The sequence below is a fragment of the Cyanobacteria bacterium FACHB-DQ100 genome (genome assembly GCA_014695195.1).
Lineage (GTDB): Bacteria > Cyanobacteriota > Cyanobacteriia > Leptolyngbyales > Leptolyngbyaceae > Leptolyngbya.
This window is the reverse complement of the sequence record JACJNW010000026.1, coordinates 1-16,093: the sequence shown is the minus strand read 5'-3', so window position 1 is coordinate 16,093 and position 16,093 is coordinate 1. Positions and strand designations below refer to the sequence as shown.

The following is a 16,093-nucleotide window of genomic DNA, read 5'->3' as shown; positions in this document are numbered from 1 at the left end:
GAGACCGGACCCGCAGGCACCGAGCAGACACAGCACCGAGAGTAGATTTTTAAGCAGAGGAGACATGACAAGGCACCCTGATGAATAACGATTAATCGGCGAAGATGCCGCGCTGAATCTGGTTGATGAGTGCGTTGATCCGAATGTGAGCATCGTTCTCTCCGGCGTTGTGCGCTGTGAAGATGATGATCAAATGCTCAACCTCTTCAGTGACGTAAACGGAATCGTCATGGCAAACACTTCCCGCAGGGTGCGGGAAACATAGATCAAAAGCGCTGGGCAATGGTTTGGGTAATGCGACCAATCAAGTATTCGGCTACGGCTGGTGCAGCATCGTTGTCGAACAGAAACTGCACGGCTGCGTCAATGATGGGAGACTCAATATCGCTCTCTGGCGGTGGTGCATCTTGCAATGCCTGCAAAACCGTATAGTGTTCTTCCCCTGCGCCAAGCCGCATCGACGAGTAGCACGACAACACACTGCGAAAATCGAGTAAATCAGCAAGCGTGAGAAAGGATTCAAAGTTTTTTCCGAATTCCAGGAGAAACGCTTCGATCAAGTTACGGGCGACGTTCACGGCGGGATGCGCCAAGCTCAGAGCGGGAGTCATCGGTTTCTGCTCCATTTACAACAGCGTCAATCAAGGCTTTGGCTTGTCCCCCCGACGATCGCTGCTGAAGCTCACTGCGCGCTGAGCGAATCGTGGCAACGGCGAGGGTATAGAGGTCATCGTCAAACTTGGCGGGCGGCGGGTCGCTCTGGGCAATCAGGTCAAGGCTTTCCTCAACCTGGCTGGCGCGCATTAATCCTTTAAGGTCTTCCCTGTTCGAGGCTTTAACGCGATCGCGATCGTTAAAGCGACGGACGATTTGCAGACAGTCTGGGCGGGACTTTTGGTAGCAGGGATGCGTTGGATCAGTCATGCCCTTGAGCATTGCCAAAATCGTGATGTTTGCCTGCTTCGCCACCAGCTCGCCGTCCTGCCACTGCTTCACCCGCAGTCCCGCCTGCAGCCGCAGCTTGGGCTCAGAAACGCTCACGAGTTCGCCTGCCTCGTTTTTGACGGGTTTTCCCAGCACAATCTGGATCGACTGCGCCAGTTGCAGGTCTTTGAACGTTTGGGCAGCGGGGGTGGAAATCCGGGTGCTGTTCGTACTGCCGCGACTGTTGGCGAGCTGCACCAATAAAAACACCAGCGTGGCTGCTGCTAGTATCCAGAACACCTGATGAAAGTGCAGCGATCGTAGACGAATCAGGTTGAGCAGACCCCAGCGAAACCAGCTCGGCGCGGGCGGCTCAGATTGCGGATGTGGCGCAGCGGGTGCTGCTCTCGGATGGGTGTCTTGGGGCGTATCTTGGATAATCGGTGGGTTCATCAGAACCTCCGAGGGTTCGGGAGGGGCGCGGAAACCCCTGGGTTCACACATGGGGAGGAGAATGCCCCTCCCGCGCCTGCGGTAGCAGGCAGAGTCTCAAAACGCATAGCTATAACCATCCTTTCTGTGAATTGGATTGCAGTATTTGTGATTGATGCCTTGCACCAATCCTTGAGCAGTTGAGATATTGAAACTGCCCGTGGAGCGTACTGCCACACGCCCCACATAAGTACCGACCTTCTTTCCAGTGGTGACTATCGCCTTTACGATGTCGCCAGTCTGAAAGCCTTTAACAAACTTGTTTCTGGGAACATGGCGCGACGGGAAACCAAACTTATCAGTTCGGCACATCTGCCGGGTTCCATGTCCCTTTGCTGCAATCAGCAACGGTTTCGAGGTCAATACTTCCAGTGATTCAACCTGTCCCACACACGCCGCATCAAGCCAGTGAGATTTAGGCAGGTCTAATCGGGTGCGGTTGAACTTAGTTTGTCCGCCCGTTCCGGTTGCCACTGGCAAGCCTGTTGCTTTCAGGGCGTTGAACAATGCCCATCGGGTTGAGTTGACCACAGCCGCATCTTTCAGCGGTAATTTAGCCTGTTTGAGAATGCGATTCAATAGATCAGGCTTTCCCGATAGAAAGTCTCGAATGTCCTGATTTCCCTTGCTCTGATTGCAAGGATGACAGGCAAGCGCCAGATTAGAAACTCGGTCGGAACCACCCTTAGAACGAGGCTGAATATGCTCAACTTCGAGCGGTACATTTTCCGCTCCACAGTAAGCACATTTCCGATTCCACTTGGTCAACAGGTACTCGCGCACCTCGTAGCCTTGCAATTCTCCCTGTTGATACTCCACGCCTGAGATTTCAGGATTTTGCATCAGTTGCAGGTCAAATCTGACTAACTCTTGAGCAATGCTCGTAATGGGTGCAAGTCTACGGAATTGATTAACCCAGGTGAGTACTGTATCGGCACGATGCTGCAACGATGGAGCCAACCATCCATCGGGGCGAGTCCGATTGAGAAATCGTGCTTGCCGATAGCGGGTTTTGCGATTCCGTCTAGAACGTCGCAATTGACGACGAGATAACAACGCATCCTTAATCTGTTGCCCCCGGTGTTGCAATTCGGCTCCAAAAATGATTTTGTTGCCGCGCTTGACTGCAATTCCTGTAACTTTGGAACCCGGATCTAATTTGAGTTCCAAGCCTTGTACGGGCACATCGAGACAAGCTTCTTTCAGGATGATGGTGAATGGATAGCGACGAAACACCGCAGCTTTCCCAGTATTGAGAAGGTGACGCGCTGTACCCGGATGAATCGGGTCTAGCGGTCGTTTGTGAGTATCGAGAACAAATACAAAGTTGGACATTGAAAGTCTCCATTTCTGGGTAATGTTCGCTTCGCCAATGTTTTCAAAGCTTGTCGTGCTGGCTGCACTTCCTTAACCCGTTACAGATGTTTAACAACCAGCGATAGAGCTACAAACTAGCGACGCATTTGTAGGTATCGTGACCTTGAAAACGTAGTCCTCGAAAGGCTTAGGCTGGTAAGGTTCGGCTTTCTTAACCCGCCCGAAGGGTCGGGGAGTCTTGAAAGCCCCGGCATTTATGCCTAGGGTTCCTTACCAAATCCTCCCCAACTCGATCGCTTGTGGCTGCACGCTGATCAAGTCGCATTTTCCGGTGTCGCTCAGGGCATGAAGTTCCAGCGCATCGAGAATTTCAGGGTGCTGTAGGGGCGCGTGCAGTGTGTACGGTGCCATTACTGTTCTCCGGTTGAGGTGAAACAAAATCGCGTTAATAGACCGATCGCAGCCCCGCTGAGATAAACCGGTAGCGAAAACGCGATCGAGGGAACGAAGAGGACAGCGCCGAGCGTCGTCAGCACGACCCCATAGAACAAGTGCTGTCCGGTCTTCAAGTAGGCAAGCTGGGTTTGAGCTTGTCCGGCGCGGTGGATCGCGCTGATGAGGGCACCGCTTCGGAGGCCTGCGAGATAACCCTCGGTGAATTCTGCACCACGGGCATTTCCAATTGCCGCCTGCCGGTCGCCACCTGCTTCAAAAAAGTGGCTGTGCCTTTGAATCGCTGGTTGACCATCGATCGGGCAAAATTTTCTGAATCGCTCAGGGCTTGCTGGTGATCCGGGGTTAGGTACTTGGGGTCAACGCCCCCGTTGTTAATCGCCAATCCTAAGCCGATGTTGCTGGCGACCTGGATGGTTACCCAGCGGTTGGCGACATCTTGATGTACGGTCTCCATGTCGGCTTGATGATGGCTCTCTTGTCCGAAAGTTTGCGGCATATTGGCGGCATTGCGGTTCAGCTGCACAGCTTGGATAGCCATCGCCGGGTCACTGACAGCGTGTTCGTTCATATAGGCGGCAATGACCCCAATTTCTTCGATTAGCGGTTCATCTAGCTCGATGGCGTCATAAGGAACGCCGAGCGCTTCGGCGATCGCGTTTAAGCGCAGGATTTGAATCCCGAGAGATTCGGCGGATTCTTCACGTCTCATACGAGAGGGACTCCATTTCTAAGGATGTGATCTCTGACCTGGGCGGCGTTGTTGAACTTCTTGAACAGCTTGCGCACGCCCAAGATGGCTCGTTTTTGCTCGTGGGTGAATATCTCTTGCCCAGCGATGTATTTGAACTCTTTGGGCACGAGGTGCTTTAACAACGCCACGTCGTAGTCGATCGTCCGCACCGAGCAGTCGGCGAGAATTGCCAACTGCTTGCGCGTGGGCTCAAATTCAGGCGTAAGCATGAAATCATCGGGGCAGGATTGTATGATCTGGGCTTCCATTTCATGGTCGGTTCGGAATGGTTGCAGGGATAGTGCGTTCGCGTTGCAGAGAGGGTTCAGGCTATCTGCGTCTCTGCATCAGAGACAGTACCGTTGAGTTTCAGCGAGATTGCATCGCTAGGTCTGCAATATTGCAGGCTGCAGCGCTCATGCAGCTATTAAAAATGACCAATTTTGACTGAGCAAGCGTTTTGCTATGGAATCATGCGTTTAATTTGGAAAATTGGGTGGAAGCCGGATTCCGACGATTACTTGGTTCAGCAAATCGGTCGTGCGTAGCAGTAATGCTGCATACCCCGGTGTCTTCTGGAAGTTGGTGCCCCAGGTGGCTCGAATCGTGTCTGCTTGCGTGCCTGTCACCCGCGATAGTTCTGCAAGGCACTTGGACTTGAAACCCGATTCGCCGGGGTACAGTCCGTAGAAGACAGGCACCCATTTTTGGCAATAGGCCATTCCGTCCATCGGCTGCGTCCGCACGGTTTCGATCGTCTGGTATTGCTGTGAAATCAAGGCGCGGGTGTCTGCATTCATGGTGAAGCAATGAGACGAAAGGGCGTGTTTTTATAGGACTGAATTGCTTTGCAAGTAGAGCACCATTGCTTTACAAGTAGTGCAAATAAAGCGAGGTATAGTCTCTTCTGTTGGGCGGGCGATGCGAGTCAAAAAAACCAAAGGCGGCATCAGCAATGATGTTGATAGCGCAAAATAACGGAGCCTTGCACTAGCGCGGAACATCGATGTATCTTTTCCAGCAAAAGCTTGTCGTTTTCGTGAAATCTGCGATGCTGAAGCGAGTATCCCTTATCCGGAATTAGGCTTATAAAGATCGAGTCGTTTCGGGTTGAGGCTTTCCCGGCGTGGATAGGGTTCCAGCTTCCGCCGCCTGAATCGTTGCTTTGAAGGCTTCTTGTTTGACTTGCAGAGCAGCGTAGCCGAGTTGTACTCCTCTGAGTTGAAACTCTTGCAGGAGTAGCTGATCGCTGAGGCTCATCGCTTCGTGATACTGGGCATTGAGCGCTTGGGCCTGCTCATATTGAGTGTGCATTTGTGCGATCGCTTGCTGCTGCAATTGCTCAAAGGTTTGGAGTCGTTGCTGCATCTGAGCTAAATAAGCAGCGTCTCCGGTGATCGGGATTAACCCAGGAATTGACGGGAGATCGAGATCTGAGCCGAAATGTAAAACCATTCCACGATTGCACCAGAGCGCTTCATTAGATCCGTTCATTGGGGTAGGGGCATCTTGGGGAGGCAACACATCAGGATGAAGCGCTGGATCGGATTGAGCCGCAGTCCATGTTTCAATTTGATCGGCAGATCGATCCAGTAATGTTTGCGCCCACTTCTTTTTTGAACCCGCAAAGTAGCGCTCTCCAAGCAGTTCAACGGCAAGCGGAGTGTAGCGATCGTCCTCCAGTCGTAACTCGGATTCACTGAACCAGGGCGCAATTTCTCGTAAATCGACAAACCACTTTTGAATTGTGCGTTTCGACTGCCCGTAGTACGTGGCAATTTCTTTACAGAATTGAGGGTCTGCGGGTTTCCAATGCTCAATCTTCGATGAGTCATCAGCGTCGGAGGGCGGCGATTCAGGCAATTCGCATGAGCTATCTGAGTCGCACCCGTCTTGTTTTTTGAGCGGTGCGACGTTCGTATCCGATGGTTTTGAGTGGAGGTCAGAACGATTTTGAGCGATCGTAGGGTCGATTCGATCGAAGACTCCAGCAGTTGTGGGGTCAAGCGGAGCAGACGTTTGTGTCATTGTTCGTAGTCTCCTTCGTCAAAATTCAGGCAAGGTCACGGGATGTCAAGATATTCGCTGCGATTCGTTTCCCGTTCGCTTGCGAATATGGTAGCATAAAGTAAATAAAAGTAATCTACCTAGATTAAAAGTTGGTTTGAAGTAGACAATGGAGAAGCAGAGATGTGTTTATTTGACGTGCCCACCGATAAAGCCAGAGTCGCCACCTATCTCGATGAGGAGTTGAAGCAAAAGCTAGAGCGCTTAGCTGCTCTGGAAGATCGCAGTGTTAGTAATTTCTTAGAACGACTAATTAAACAAGTCATCGAACAGGCTGAGAAGGAGGGAAAGATTTGACCAAGCCAAACGAAATCGCTTTGAGCAATGGAGGAAACTTTCGCAATGCAGCTACTCAGCAGAACCACTGACCAATACCTTATTCATCACGATCGCACTTGGGAGCAGTTCAAGCTGATTCAACAAGGCTTTGAAAACTCTCCGGGTGTGCGACTGTTCTACTACAACGGCACGATTGAGATTCTGATGCCTGGAGAAGACCACGAATTTTTCAAGACAATCATTGGGTTCCTTATCGAACTTTTCCTTACAGAGCGGGGAATTGAATTTATTCCTGCTGGTTCAATGACACAGGAGCGGCAGGGAATTGCATCGGCTCAAGCAGATGAATCCTATTGGCTAGGGCAAAAGAAGCCTGTGCCTGATTTATCAATTGAGGTCGTATTTACCAGTGGCGGAACCAGCAAGTTAGAACGGTATCAAGCTTTGAGTGTGCCTGAAGTTTGGTTCTGGCAAGATGGCGTTTTTACGCTCTACCATCTGCGAGACAGCGGCTACGAAAGAATTGATCGGAGCGAACTCCCGACACTCATTGATCTTGACATTGACCTGTTGGCTCGATGTGTTTTGATGGCTCAAACCTCAAGAGTCGATGCGTTTCGAGAATTTCGCAACGCGATCGCGCAATAAGCGCATTACTGTCAGCAGCGAGCAGAGTTTTATAGGAGGTTACGAGATGCCTTCCCCCTCAGATTTAGAAACGTTAGAGAATTGGCTGAATCAGCACGCGACAACCGCCCAATTGAGCTTTGGCAGAGGTGGCTTTACGACAGCCCAAGAAGTCAGACAACTTGCCGAGAGCTGTGATGAGCTAGAAATTGAAGATGATCGCGTTTCTTTAACGTGGAATCATCGTGAATCGAGTCCTTCAGGCTACCGATATCAATCAGTCATCGCAATTCCTGACGCTGTAAATCCTCGAATTCAACTGGAATCAAACCCGCTCACGTTCGACGAGTTTATGGAGCGATCTCCTGGACACCTGGAGCTATCAAGTGGGTATTTAGGCGGCAGCATGGCAGAAGCCTTCGCTTTGTTAGATCTCTCTTTGGAAACATTCGGATTATTGCAAGTTGTGCGCCGCGCTCCGAAAGAGCTTTGGGAAGAAGCCATCCGACAAACCTACAGTGAAGCATAGGGGGAAAGGTATGGCACAAGCAGCGAGAAAATTAGCGGCTTATCAATGCCGAGACTGCGCTGTTTTTAATAGAGCTTGCATTTGTTCTCTCAAGACTCAGCCTTATCAGTCTAATAGAACCTGACTTTATCCAGAGAATTCAGTTGCAAATAATGCAGCCTTAGCCAGTCCCAAGCCTGGTTGAAAAATGCAGAGGGAGCCAATGAGAAAGCGATCGCCCCGTCCTCGAAAACTAAGCGATCGCCCTCTAAATGTCGTTTACAGACACATGATCTATGATACCAAGACATCTCCGGCAAGTGACATCCCCTGCCCCAGATCAACTTTTCAGTGCTGGTTATCGAGATGGGCTAAATCGCCGCGTTCCCCATCCACAGTTTCAAACCAATCCGCACTATCTCAAAGGCTACGTCGAGGGTTGCCGTTCTACACCACCTTGCCCCTCGTTGATTGCCTTTACTCGAAGTCCCAGTCTCGATTCTGCATTCTTGTCGATCGTATCTTGGGAAAGAGACCAAGAACGCTTCGGCTTTGGCAGCGTTGCTCTGAGCTATGGCGACGGCTTGTGGATTGTGCTGGTCTCCAAAGACTTGCATGATGCTGCATTACCGTTTTAGCGCTGTTTTGAAATTGTCTTAGAAAGCGCGATCGCTCCAGCGTAAGGCTGTGGAATCGCGCCCTCGCTTCATTCTGGAACCTGCCGCTGTCGTAGGTCAGTTTTTAATGCAGATTTTTACCTCTGAAGCCATCGATCGTTGCCCGAGTTTTCAGACCGCTCTTCCCTCAGTTCTGGGAACTCCACTGGTGCTAAATCTCGAAGAATTCCCAGAACTGGATTGGCTTCCTGATTATCTAATTGCACTCACGAGTTTGCAGCAAGAACGAGATCGTCTAACAGGAGCGATTCAAGCTGTAATGATCGCAGGTGACATCAATCGAGATGGCTGGATCGAGACGTACACGAAATCGAAGAACGGTAAGCAGTACACCTATTATCAACTGCGCTGGCTGACAGGCGATCGCAAAAAATCGGGACAGCCCAAAGTGAAGACGAAGCACCTTTGCCGTGGAGCGGTGGGCGAGGTTCGAGCTGCAATTGTTCGGGGGCAGCAGATAAAAGCGCTAGAACAAGAGCGTCAGCAGGTAGAGAATCAGATTTTCAGGCTCAAGCAACTGGTTCGGGGAACAAGCCGACGGCTCGATCGAGTAGTTTCCCAGAACTCGCTAACGCATCATCGACCCATGCAAGGAGCGGGTTATGAGCCATAAAACTCTCGAAGCTTACTCCATCCCGATTCCACCGCGCTTAGCCGGATTGCTGAAGCAAATGCTCGGACGATCCGGGACCGGGTTTGATGAGGCAGCTCTTCTCCAACAGATCCACTACTGGGCGCTCAACTCGGAAACAACCGGGTGGATCATTGACGGTATCAAGTGGATCTACAACTCTCTCAAAGCTTGGCAGCAGCAGTTTCCTTGGATGAGCGAGTACGGGTTGAGAAAAGCGATCTCCAATCTCAAGAAGTTGGGATTAATTCAAACAGCTCAGCACTGGGTCACATCATACCGACGAGTCATGTTCTACCGCATTGATTATGAGCAGTTGGTAAGCTTTGCTGAAGACTTGTGCGATCTGATCACACCTCGATGTGTGAACCGTGATCAGGTCGAAGCATCAATTGATCGCACAACAGATACAGAAACTTCTTCAAAGACTTTTTCAGAACAACAAACCGTTGTTGCACAAACCGATCAAAGCCTGAAAGATACTGATGATGTGGAAGAAACAGAGTGCGCTTCAGAGCCTGATAGGGAGGGTGCAAGCTCTCAAGCAGAGACCCCCCCTCCTCCCAGTTCTGGGAAACATCGAGAAATTCAACCTGCACTGTTCCCAGAACTCATAGATGCAGTGGCTCAAGCAATCTCTCTTTCTCCTGGCTATCGCTTACCTTCCAGTTTAGTAAGGGCAATTTCTCAGTTTCCCGATCAAGTAAAACCAGCAATCTCCTACCTGCACCATCAGCAAAAGCGACGAGCGATCCAGAATCCGGCGGGATATTTGTATCAGGCAATTTCGGAGGGATGGACTTTACCTGCTCCTCACGCTCTGCCCTCAAGCCTTCCTACTGGCTTTCACGCTTGGTTTGATTGGGCAAAAGCAACCAATTTGGTGATAGCTGCAACGGATATTAGAGGGGTTCATCATACTCTTCATGCTGAGCATGGCTGGTTCCCTACTGAACTTTTGATGCAGCAGTACCCAGCAGTTGAGTAGTAAAGATTTGCGACATCAGCCGTCCAGCGATATAAAGCGCGAATCCTTGATTTCAGTTCCGTTTTCGGGATTTAGAGCTTTGCGGCGTGCTTCTAGTAATCCCTGGCTACTGAATTTAAATCACAGCAGGAAAGTCCTCCCTGATGTTAGAGAAGGCTTATGGTGTTAGTTCAGACTTCCCAATGCCTGAAATTATTTTGTCTCTTCTGATGCTGTGGTTTTTGTGGTGGTTACTTCAACAGCTAGGCTCACAACCTAAACCAACCATCAAGCCAAAACCGTTCTCAACCTCTGCCACACCGGAAAGTCAGAGCGTAGCGCTCAAGCACAGCGATTTTTTAGCACAATTCAGTCCACTACGCTAAAAGCCCCATCCAAGCCTAAGTTCATCAACTCAAAACCAAATCCGGAGATTAACCGACAGAAGCGACCCGCTCAATCCGTAGAGCCTGCTCCAACTCCTCAGTCTGAAATTAATTTCGATGCCATCCAGAAAGAGGCGGCAAGGCGAAGAGAGAATCTTCGTAAAGTCTCCGTGAGAACCCAGAATGAACTTTATCGATTAGTGCAGGGCGATCGTCGAACCGTGGAGCGATTGATTAAACATGGACGGGAGCGCTATCCCGACAAGCCAGAGCAGTGGATCTGGGAGAAAGTAATTGCCGACTTAGAGCGCGATCGCGGCTATCGCTGATTCTCACCTCTAAGCAACAGCGAGAAATGCCAAAAGTGACGAAACCTTGAATGGGCGAGACATTGTGCTGCTTAGCGATTGGGATCATACTGCAAATGTCTGCTTCAGTCCTGTTGCCGGGATTGAGAGCTTTGCGACTATTCGATCGATTTCTCGGTCGATCAAACCGTTGCAATGTTTCAGTCCCGTTGCCGGGATTCAGAGCTTTGCGACTCCCGATCGCTATCGTGCCGTGATTGAAATGCGTGTTTCAGTCCCGTTGCCGGAATTCAGAGCTTTGCGACTTGAAAGCCGCGCACGAATTCAAGACTTATAAAAAAGTTTCAGTCCCGTTGCCGGGATTCAGAGCTTTGCGACCAAGCGCCATTTAGTTATTTGTTAATGATTAAGGAAGATTGGTTTCAGTCCCGTTGCCGGGATTCAGAGCTTTGCGACCGAGAAATTTATCTTCCTGGTACTGAAGATGTCTCGTGTTTCAGTCCCGTTGCCGGGATTCAGAGCTTTGCGACTGTTTGTTTGTGTTACCTATAATTCCTCTACTCAAAGTTTCAGTCCCGTTGCCGGGATTCAGAGCTTTGCGACTCGCCAACGGGTGATCGATGAGGGGCGCAAGAACGTTGTTTCAGTCCCGTTGCCGGGATTCAGAGCTTTGCGACTCCAAGTATAATCGAGAGTTTTAGGAATATCAGCGCTAACGAGTTTCAGTCCCGTTGCCGGGATTCAGAGCTTTGCGACTTTTGCTGATCAATCAGTTCTGTGAAAGCGATCGTGTGTTTCAGTCCCGTTGCCGGGATTCAGAGCTTTGCGACGCGCGATCGCCCCCGCATCAATTGGCAAATATTCAACCGTGTTTCAGTCCCGTTGCCGGGATTCAGAGCTTTGCGACGTGTGAATGCAGGCAGGCGATCAAGCTCATCCCCTGTTTCAGTCCCGTTGCCGGGATTCAGAGCTTTGCGACACCAGAATCGATCACTGTGACGGGGTTTGGATTGTGCGTTTCAGTCCCGTTGCCGGGATTCAGAGCTTTGCGACCTCCGCACGATAGACAGCTAAAAGCGATCGCTTTGGTTTCAGTCCCGTTGCCGGGATTCAGAGCTTTGCGACCAAACCCGCAGAAGACAGTGCGGGCAAAGCATCACATGTTTCAGTCCCGTTGCCGGGATTCAGAGCTTTGCGACCAGATGAGGGAGCGATCTCCCATAGTGAAAGAGAAGTGTTTCAGTCCCGTTGCCGGGATTCAGAGCTTTGCGACGGAAAAGCGGCGCAGAATGTTGCCGTGATTAACTCTAAGTTTCAGTCCCGTTGCCGGGATTCAGAGCTTTGCGACAATCGAGAGGCAGTCGAGCAGGCACATGATCTTTTGTCAGTTTCAGTCCCGTTGCCGGGATTCAGAGCTTTGCGACGAGCTTATCGTAGACCAGATCTCGTATACCTAAGAAGTTTCAGTCCCGTTGCCGGGATTCAGAGCTTTGCGACCTTGATCACTACTAGGAGTCCCAAAAGGGTTAGCCAGTTGTTTCAGTCCCGTTGCCGGGATTCAGAGCTTTGCGACGGGTTTCTCCCCTTGTTTCTTGCAGCCCTCGCAGTATGTTTCAGTCCCGTTGCCGGGATTCAGAGCTTTGCGACGGAAATGTAGTTCCGTGGCTCGCCTCTCAAACGGATCGTTTCAGTCCCGTTGCCGGGATTCAGAGCTTTGCGACGGGGGAGCGATTCAGCGATCGACCGGATCGATCAGCAGGTTTCAGTCCCGTTGCCGGGATTCAGAGCTTTGCGACGCCAACTAGAAGAAGTTTCAAAGATCGCTGTTACCGTGTTTCAGTCCCGTTGCCGGGATTCAGAGCTTTGCGACTTGTCATTCTTACTCTTTGCCATCGCTTTCCTTTTGTTGTTTCAGTCCCGTTGCCGGGATTCAGAGCTTTGCGACAATTGACCAATTGCGTGGGAGGGACGCATTAAACGAGTTTCAGTCCCGTTGCCGGGATTCAGAGCTTTGCGACTTTTTTATGCAGTTGCAGAACCGCATAAGCTAGATCGTGTTTCAGTCCCGTTGCCGGGATTCAGAGCTTTGCGACACTGTTCCTGTAATCGTTTCTGGTACAGAGTGGGAGGTTTCAGTCCCGTTGCCGGGATTCAGAGCTTTGCGACGCGGGAAAGTAAGCTACATCGTCCAACAGGTTTCTGGTTTCAGTCCCGTTGCCGGGATTCAGAGCTTTGCGACATGCAGCAGGCAGCAGAAGAAAAGCTCAGTCAAGATGTTTCAGTCCCGTTGCCGGGATTCAGAGCTTTGCGACTCGATCCTTGCAAAGTCGTAAAGTCAATCGAGCTAGAGTTTCAGTCCCGTTGCCGGGATTCAGAGCTTTGCGACTGTCCGCAAACTGAGGTATCGCCACCAGTTGAGGAGTTTCAGTCCCGTTGCCGGGATTCAGAGCTTTGCGACCACTGTTACGCTTTATTCCTCAGACTCGCTATGTTGCGTTTCAGTCCCGTTGCCGGGATTCAGAGCTTTGCGACGGAAAGCTGATCTATATGTCCACATATGACAAGAAGTTTCAGTCCCGTTGCCGGGATTCAGAGCTTTGCGACTTCTCAGAAGTACGGGAAGGCTTTTAGTCCTCGAGTTTCAGTCCCGTTGCCGGGATTCAGAGCTTTGCGACGGAAGTCCTAACGATCACCCTAGGAGCCATTACGATGTTTCAGTCCCGTTGCCGGGATTCAGAGCTTTGCGACCCTATGGCGTCCCAGCAGGTTTTACAACGGTAAACGCGTTTCAGTCCCGTTGCCGGGATTCAGAGCTTTGCGACTAGAGCTTCTCCAGTACCGCCTGAAGGACTTTAAGGAGTTTCAGTCCCGTTGCCGGGATTCAGAGCTTTGCGACGTGGGAGAGGATGCCCGTTTTGTTATCCGGCAAACAGAGTTTCAGTCCCGTTGCCGGGATTCAGAGCTTTGCGACATCGTTTTTCTCAAGCTTTGCAATTTGCATTCCAAGTTTCAGTCCCGTTGCCGGGATTCAGAGCTTTGCGACGCGGGTACGTTGTACAGGATGAGCGCTCAGTGTTCTTCGTTTCAGTCCCGTTGCCGGGATTCAGAGCTTTGCGACCAAAAGTGATTCAAAAGTTGAAAGCTTGGGATAATTGTTTCAGTCCCGTTGCCGGGATTCAGAGCTTTGCGACCAAATAGATTTCGATCGTTCCTACCAAATAATTAAGTTTCAGTCCCGTTGCCGGGATTCAGAGCTTTGCGACACTCAATTCAGCGGGTATTTTCCAATCGGGGGTGTGTGTTTCAGTCCCGTTGCCGGGATTCAGAGCTTTGCGACCAAGTGGACGTGGATTACACAGCAAAGCTTAACGAAGTTTCAGTCCCGTTGCCGGGATTCAGAGCTTTGCGACCAGGAAGAATGGAAGAAGTATCGAAGTGAGTTGAGAGGTTTCAGTCCCGTTGCCGGGATTCAGAGCTTTGCGACCAATAAATGTAGCTTTTTTCTTCTTTTCCTTAAAAGTTGTTTCAGTCCCGTTGCCGGGATTCAGAGCTTTGCGACTGCAGCAGCTAAATTATTTTCAGCTTTAACTAATGATGTTTCAGTCCCGTTGCCGGGATTCAGAGCTTTGCGACGTTTGAGCGATAAATGCTCATTCAGTTTCGTTAGTTGTTTCAGTCCCGTTGCCGGGATTCAGAGCTTTGCGACCCGCGCTCTTGAGCCTGCGTGTTAACAGATAGATGTTTCAGTCCCGTTGCCGGGATTCAGAGCTTTGCGACCAGTTAACGATCCGAAGTTCGCGCCTCGCTGCCCATTATTGTTTCAGTCCCGTTGCCGGGATTCAGAGCTTTGCGACCAGCAAATTCTCGCGCAACAGACATCCGATCAGAAGTTTCAGTCCCGTTGCCGGGATTCAGAGCTTTGCGACTCTAAGGCTAAATTCTCAGCCCCTTGTACTACCGAATGTTTCAGTCCCGTTGCCGGGATTCAGAGCTTTGCGACCCCGCCCTCTGTAAGCCAGATTTCGCAACCATTTCAGAAGCGATTTTGGCAAGGGTCTTGAGCGAAGTCAAATTAGCCACCCAAAATTGTAGATTCTGAAGCAGCGTGAATGACTTTAAAGTTCCAAAACTATTCATTTTTCAAGGTTCTGGCGATTTTGGCGAACCCCCCAGGGTTTTAGCCCCCGCTTCGGTTTGCCAAAAAATGTCTGCCTCATCATCATACAGCAGTCCTGAAGCTGAGCAGCAAAATGAATCAGAACACAAGCCCCATTCCACAGCCTCATCTCACAATCAAGCAGTCTTACAGGATAATCGCCGTATTCTGACGAGGTTTCTCTGACCCATAGGTCATCGTCCGCTTCACCGCTCCCGCATCTAGAACATAAATCCGGACGGAATCCTCATCTGGCTTAATCAACTTTTCAACTTGAGTTTGCAGCTTCGCAAACTGAACTGCCGTTAGAAAACATTCAAAAACGCTGTACTGCGTCCACTCCCCATAACCACAAAGCATCTTATGCAAACGAGTTCTCCGTTTATTCGCAGCCTTGCTATCCGGCAGGTCGTAGATAATCAGGTAGAAAAGGGTGCTCATCGCAGCATCAATGGCTTGTAAGGAACACTCTCTTGCAGATGACGAGCCAGTAACCGAGCTTGTAGCTCGATCGCACGTCGATAGGTGCAGCGGTACTCAAACACCGGATGCTTAAACTCATCACTCATCTTGCGCTCAAACGCCTGCAAAAACCGCTTTCGCCCTTCATCCGATAAGCGATACGCTCCCAAACTTTCAGTAAAATCTTTGGGTTGGATCTCCCGATTGTTCAACACCGCCAACACCACGTTATCTGCCACTAACGGTCGAAACTCCTCCATCAAATCCAACACCAACGCAGGCTGACCATGATGGACTTCATGCAAATAGCCGATGTGCGGATCTAACCCCGCCAGGTGCGCCGCCGCTGTCACCTGCCCCCGCAACAATCCATAAGCAAAGCTCAACAACGAATTCACTGGATCAGTCGGCGGACGACGAGTTCGACCCTTAAAAGACCACCCTTTGCCCAACATCGATTGCCAAAGCGCGAAATATTCCCGCGCTGCCATCCCCTCGATCCCTCGCACTTTGTCGATCGTTGTTTGAGCATCGACCTGCTTCTTCCGCGACTTCAAAGGATTGTCAGCCTGTCCATGTCGGTACAACACAGCGTACTGGTTATGAATTTTAGCCGTCACGATCGCTTGCACCAAAGCCAACCGCCGTGCTGAATCGAGATAAAGCCCGTACTGTGCTAAGCGCAATTGTCCATTGCGGGAGTAGCTTGGAAGCGCACTGCCCAAATATCGACCAAAACTCGACAGATAATGAATCGGCATTCCCAGTTCCAAAGCATACACGAATGCATCTCCTGTAACCTGGGGATTGCCCATCAGAACAACTTGTTCGACCGTTTGAGCTGGCACCGCTTTTTTCTGCCAACTCCCGTCGTCTTGTCGGAGCGAAACTGTAAACGCCTCGTGCGATTTACTCAACACGGCATCCGGTTGAGTGATATACAGAATAGTCATAGCTTCTCGCAAATACTGATCGTTGAGCGTGATTACGGGACTTGCATCAGAGATCTGACCTCAAACGGCAAGCAGATTCTTTGCAGGCTGCAAGCTTGGCACTTTTTTGTATGGTTGATCGGCGCTGGCATTGCCCCTTGATCTGCAGCGCGA

At 50.6% G+C, this 16,093-nt stretch carries 20 protein-coding genes and 1 CRISPR repeat array; of the genes, 8 read left to right on the top strand and 12 right to left on the bottom strand.

The window, feature by feature from the left end; all coding sequences use genetic code 11:
- Positions 1 to 91: 91 nt before the first annotated feature.
- From H6F51_10515 to H6F51_10470, 10 genes are all read right to left on the bottom strand, one after another.
- Positions 92 to 283 (bottom strand): hypothetical protein, encoded by a 192-nt coding sequence (locus H6F51_10515; protein MBD1822921.1) that lies wholly within the window; start codon positions 281 to 283, stop codon positions 92 to 94.
- Positions 267 to 611, bottom strand: a complete 345-nt coding sequence (locus H6F51_10510; protein MBD1822920.1) for a hypothetical protein — start codon at positions 609 to 611, stop codon at positions 267 to 269. Before H6F51_10510 ends, H6F51_10515 begins: the two co-directional genes overlap by 17 nt.
- Positions 562 to 1,377: a hypothetical protein gene (locus H6F51_10505; GenBank protein ID MBD1822919.1), complete on the bottom strand. Its 816-nt coding sequence runs from the start codon at positions 1,375 to 1,377 to the stop codon at positions 562 to 564. The genes H6F51_10510 and H6F51_10505 overlap by 50 nt, the downstream gene beginning before the upstream one ends.
- 96 nt (positions 1,378 to 1,473) lie before the next feature.
- Entirely contained in the window at positions 1,474 to 2,751 is a 1,278-nt protein-coding gene (locus H6F51_10500) for an HNH endonuclease (protein MBD1822918.1), read from the bottom strand.
- Positions 2,752 to 3,003: 252 nt separating this feature from the next.
- Positions 3,004 to 3,144 (bottom strand): hypothetical protein, encoded by a 141-nt coding sequence (locus tag H6F51_10495; protein ID MBD1822917.1) that lies wholly within the window; start codon positions 3,142 to 3,144, stop codon positions 3,004 to 3,006.
- Positions 3,144 to 3,302 (bottom strand): hypothetical protein, encoded by a 159-nt coding sequence (locus H6F51_10490; GenBank protein MBD1822916.1) that lies wholly within the window; start codon positions 3,300 to 3,302, stop codon positions 3,144 to 3,146. The genes H6F51_10495 and H6F51_10490 overlap by 1 nt, the downstream gene beginning before the upstream one ends.
- Positions 3,299 to 3,898 carry a hypothetical protein gene (locus H6F51_10485; protein MBD1822915.1) on the bottom strand — a complete coding sequence of 200 codons (600 nt, stop codon included), beginning with the start codon at positions 3,896 to 3,898 and terminating at the stop codon, positions 3,299 to 3,301. The genes H6F51_10490 and H6F51_10485 overlap by 4 nt, the downstream gene beginning before the upstream one ends.
- Positions 3,895 to 4,188 (bottom strand): hypothetical protein, encoded by a 294-nt coding sequence (locus H6F51_10480; GenBank protein MBD1822914.1) that lies wholly within the window; start codon positions 4,186 to 4,188, stop codon positions 3,895 to 3,897. Before H6F51_10480 ends, H6F51_10485 begins: the two co-directional genes overlap by 4 nt.
- Before the next feature lie 210 nt (positions 4,189 to 4,398).
- A complete protein-coding gene (locus H6F51_10475) occupies positions 4,399 to 4,719 on the bottom strand; it encodes a hypothetical protein (protein ID MBD1822913.1) in 321 nt (106 codons plus the stop codon).
- A 286-nt stretch (positions 4,720 to 5,005) separates the two neighbouring features.
- Positions 5,006 to 5,947, bottom strand: a complete 942-nt coding sequence (locus tag H6F51_10470; protein MBD1822912.1) for a hypothetical protein — start codon at positions 5,945 to 5,947, stop codon at positions 5,006 to 5,008.
- Between the two features lie 162 nt (positions 5,948 to 6,109).
- Here H6F51_10470 and H6F51_10465 point away from each other — a divergent pair, with 162 nt between their 5' ends.
- The 8 genes from H6F51_10465 (at position 6,110) to H6F51_10430 (ending at position 10,390) form a co-directional block, all read left to right on the top strand.
- A complete protein-coding gene (locus H6F51_10465; GenBank protein MBD1822911.1) occupies positions 6,110 to 6,283 on the top strand; it encodes a ribbon-helix-helix protein, CopG family in 174 nt (57 codons plus the stop codon).
- 27 nt (positions 6,284 to 6,310) lie between these two features.
- Entirely contained in the window at positions 6,311 to 6,913 is a 603-nt protein-coding gene (locus tag H6F51_10460) for a Uma2 family endonuclease (protein ID MBD1822910.1), read from the top strand.
- Positions 6,914 to 6,959: 46 nt separating this feature from the next.
- Positions 6,960 to 7,421 (top strand): hypothetical protein, encoded by a 462-nt coding sequence (locus H6F51_10455; GenBank protein MBD1822909.1) that lies wholly within the window; start codon positions 6,960 to 6,962, stop codon positions 7,419 to 7,421.
- 275 nt (positions 7,422 to 7,696) lie between these two features.
- The gene (locus H6F51_10450) at positions 7,697 to 8,038 is read left to right on the top strand and encodes a hypothetical protein (protein ID MBD1822908.1); all 342 of its coding nucleotides are present in this window, start codon (positions 7,697 to 7,699) and stop codon (positions 8,036 to 8,038) included.
- A 49-nt stretch (positions 8,039 to 8,087) separates the two neighbouring features.
- On the top strand, positions 8,088 to 8,690 hold the full coding sequence (locus H6F51_10445; GenBank protein MBD1822907.1) for a hypothetical protein: 603 nt from the start codon (positions 8,088 to 8,090) through the stop codon (positions 8,688 to 8,690).
- Complete coding sequence (locus H6F51_10440; GenBank protein MBD1822906.1) at positions 8,680 to 9,696, top strand: hypothetical protein; 1,017 nt, start codon at positions 8,680 to 8,682, stop codon at positions 9,694 to 9,696. Before H6F51_10445 ends, H6F51_10440 begins: the two co-directional genes overlap by 11 nt.
- Before the next feature lie 143 nt (positions 9,697 to 9,839).
- On the top strand, positions 9,840 to 10,061 hold the full coding sequence (locus H6F51_10435) for a hypothetical protein (protein ID MBD1822905.1): 222 nt from the start codon (positions 9,840 to 9,842) through the stop codon (positions 10,059 to 10,061).
- A 170-nt stretch (positions 10,062 to 10,231) separates the two neighbouring features.
- Complete coding sequence (locus tag H6F51_10430) at positions 10,232 to 10,390, top strand: hypothetical protein (protein ID MBD1822904.1); 159 nt, start codon at positions 10,232 to 10,234, stop codon at positions 10,388 to 10,390.
- Positions 10,391 to 10,491: 101 nt separating this feature from the next.
- Positions 10,492 to 14,371: a CRISPR direct-repeat array (repeat unit 37 nt; unit sequence GTTTCAGTCCCGTTGCCGGGATTCAGAGCTTTGCGAC).
- Between the two features lie 301 nt (positions 14,372 to 14,672).
- Here H6F51_10430 and cas2 read toward each other — a convergent pair.
- Both cas2 and cas1d read right to left on the bottom strand, forming a co-directional pair.
- Positions 14,673 to 14,966 (bottom strand): CRISPR-associated endonuclease Cas2, encoded by a 294-nt coding sequence (gene cas2 / locus H6F51_10425; GenBank protein ID MBD1822903.1) that lies wholly within the window; start codon positions 14,964 to 14,966, stop codon positions 14,673 to 14,675.
- On the bottom strand, positions 14,963 to 15,940 hold the full coding sequence (gene cas1d / locus H6F51_10420; GenBank protein MBD1822902.1) for a type I-D CRISPR-associated endonuclease Cas1: 978 nt from the start codon (positions 15,938 to 15,940) through the stop codon (positions 14,963 to 14,965). The genes cas2 and cas1d overlap by 4 nt, the downstream gene beginning before the upstream one ends.
- Positions 15,941 to 16,093: the final 153 nt, after the last annotated feature.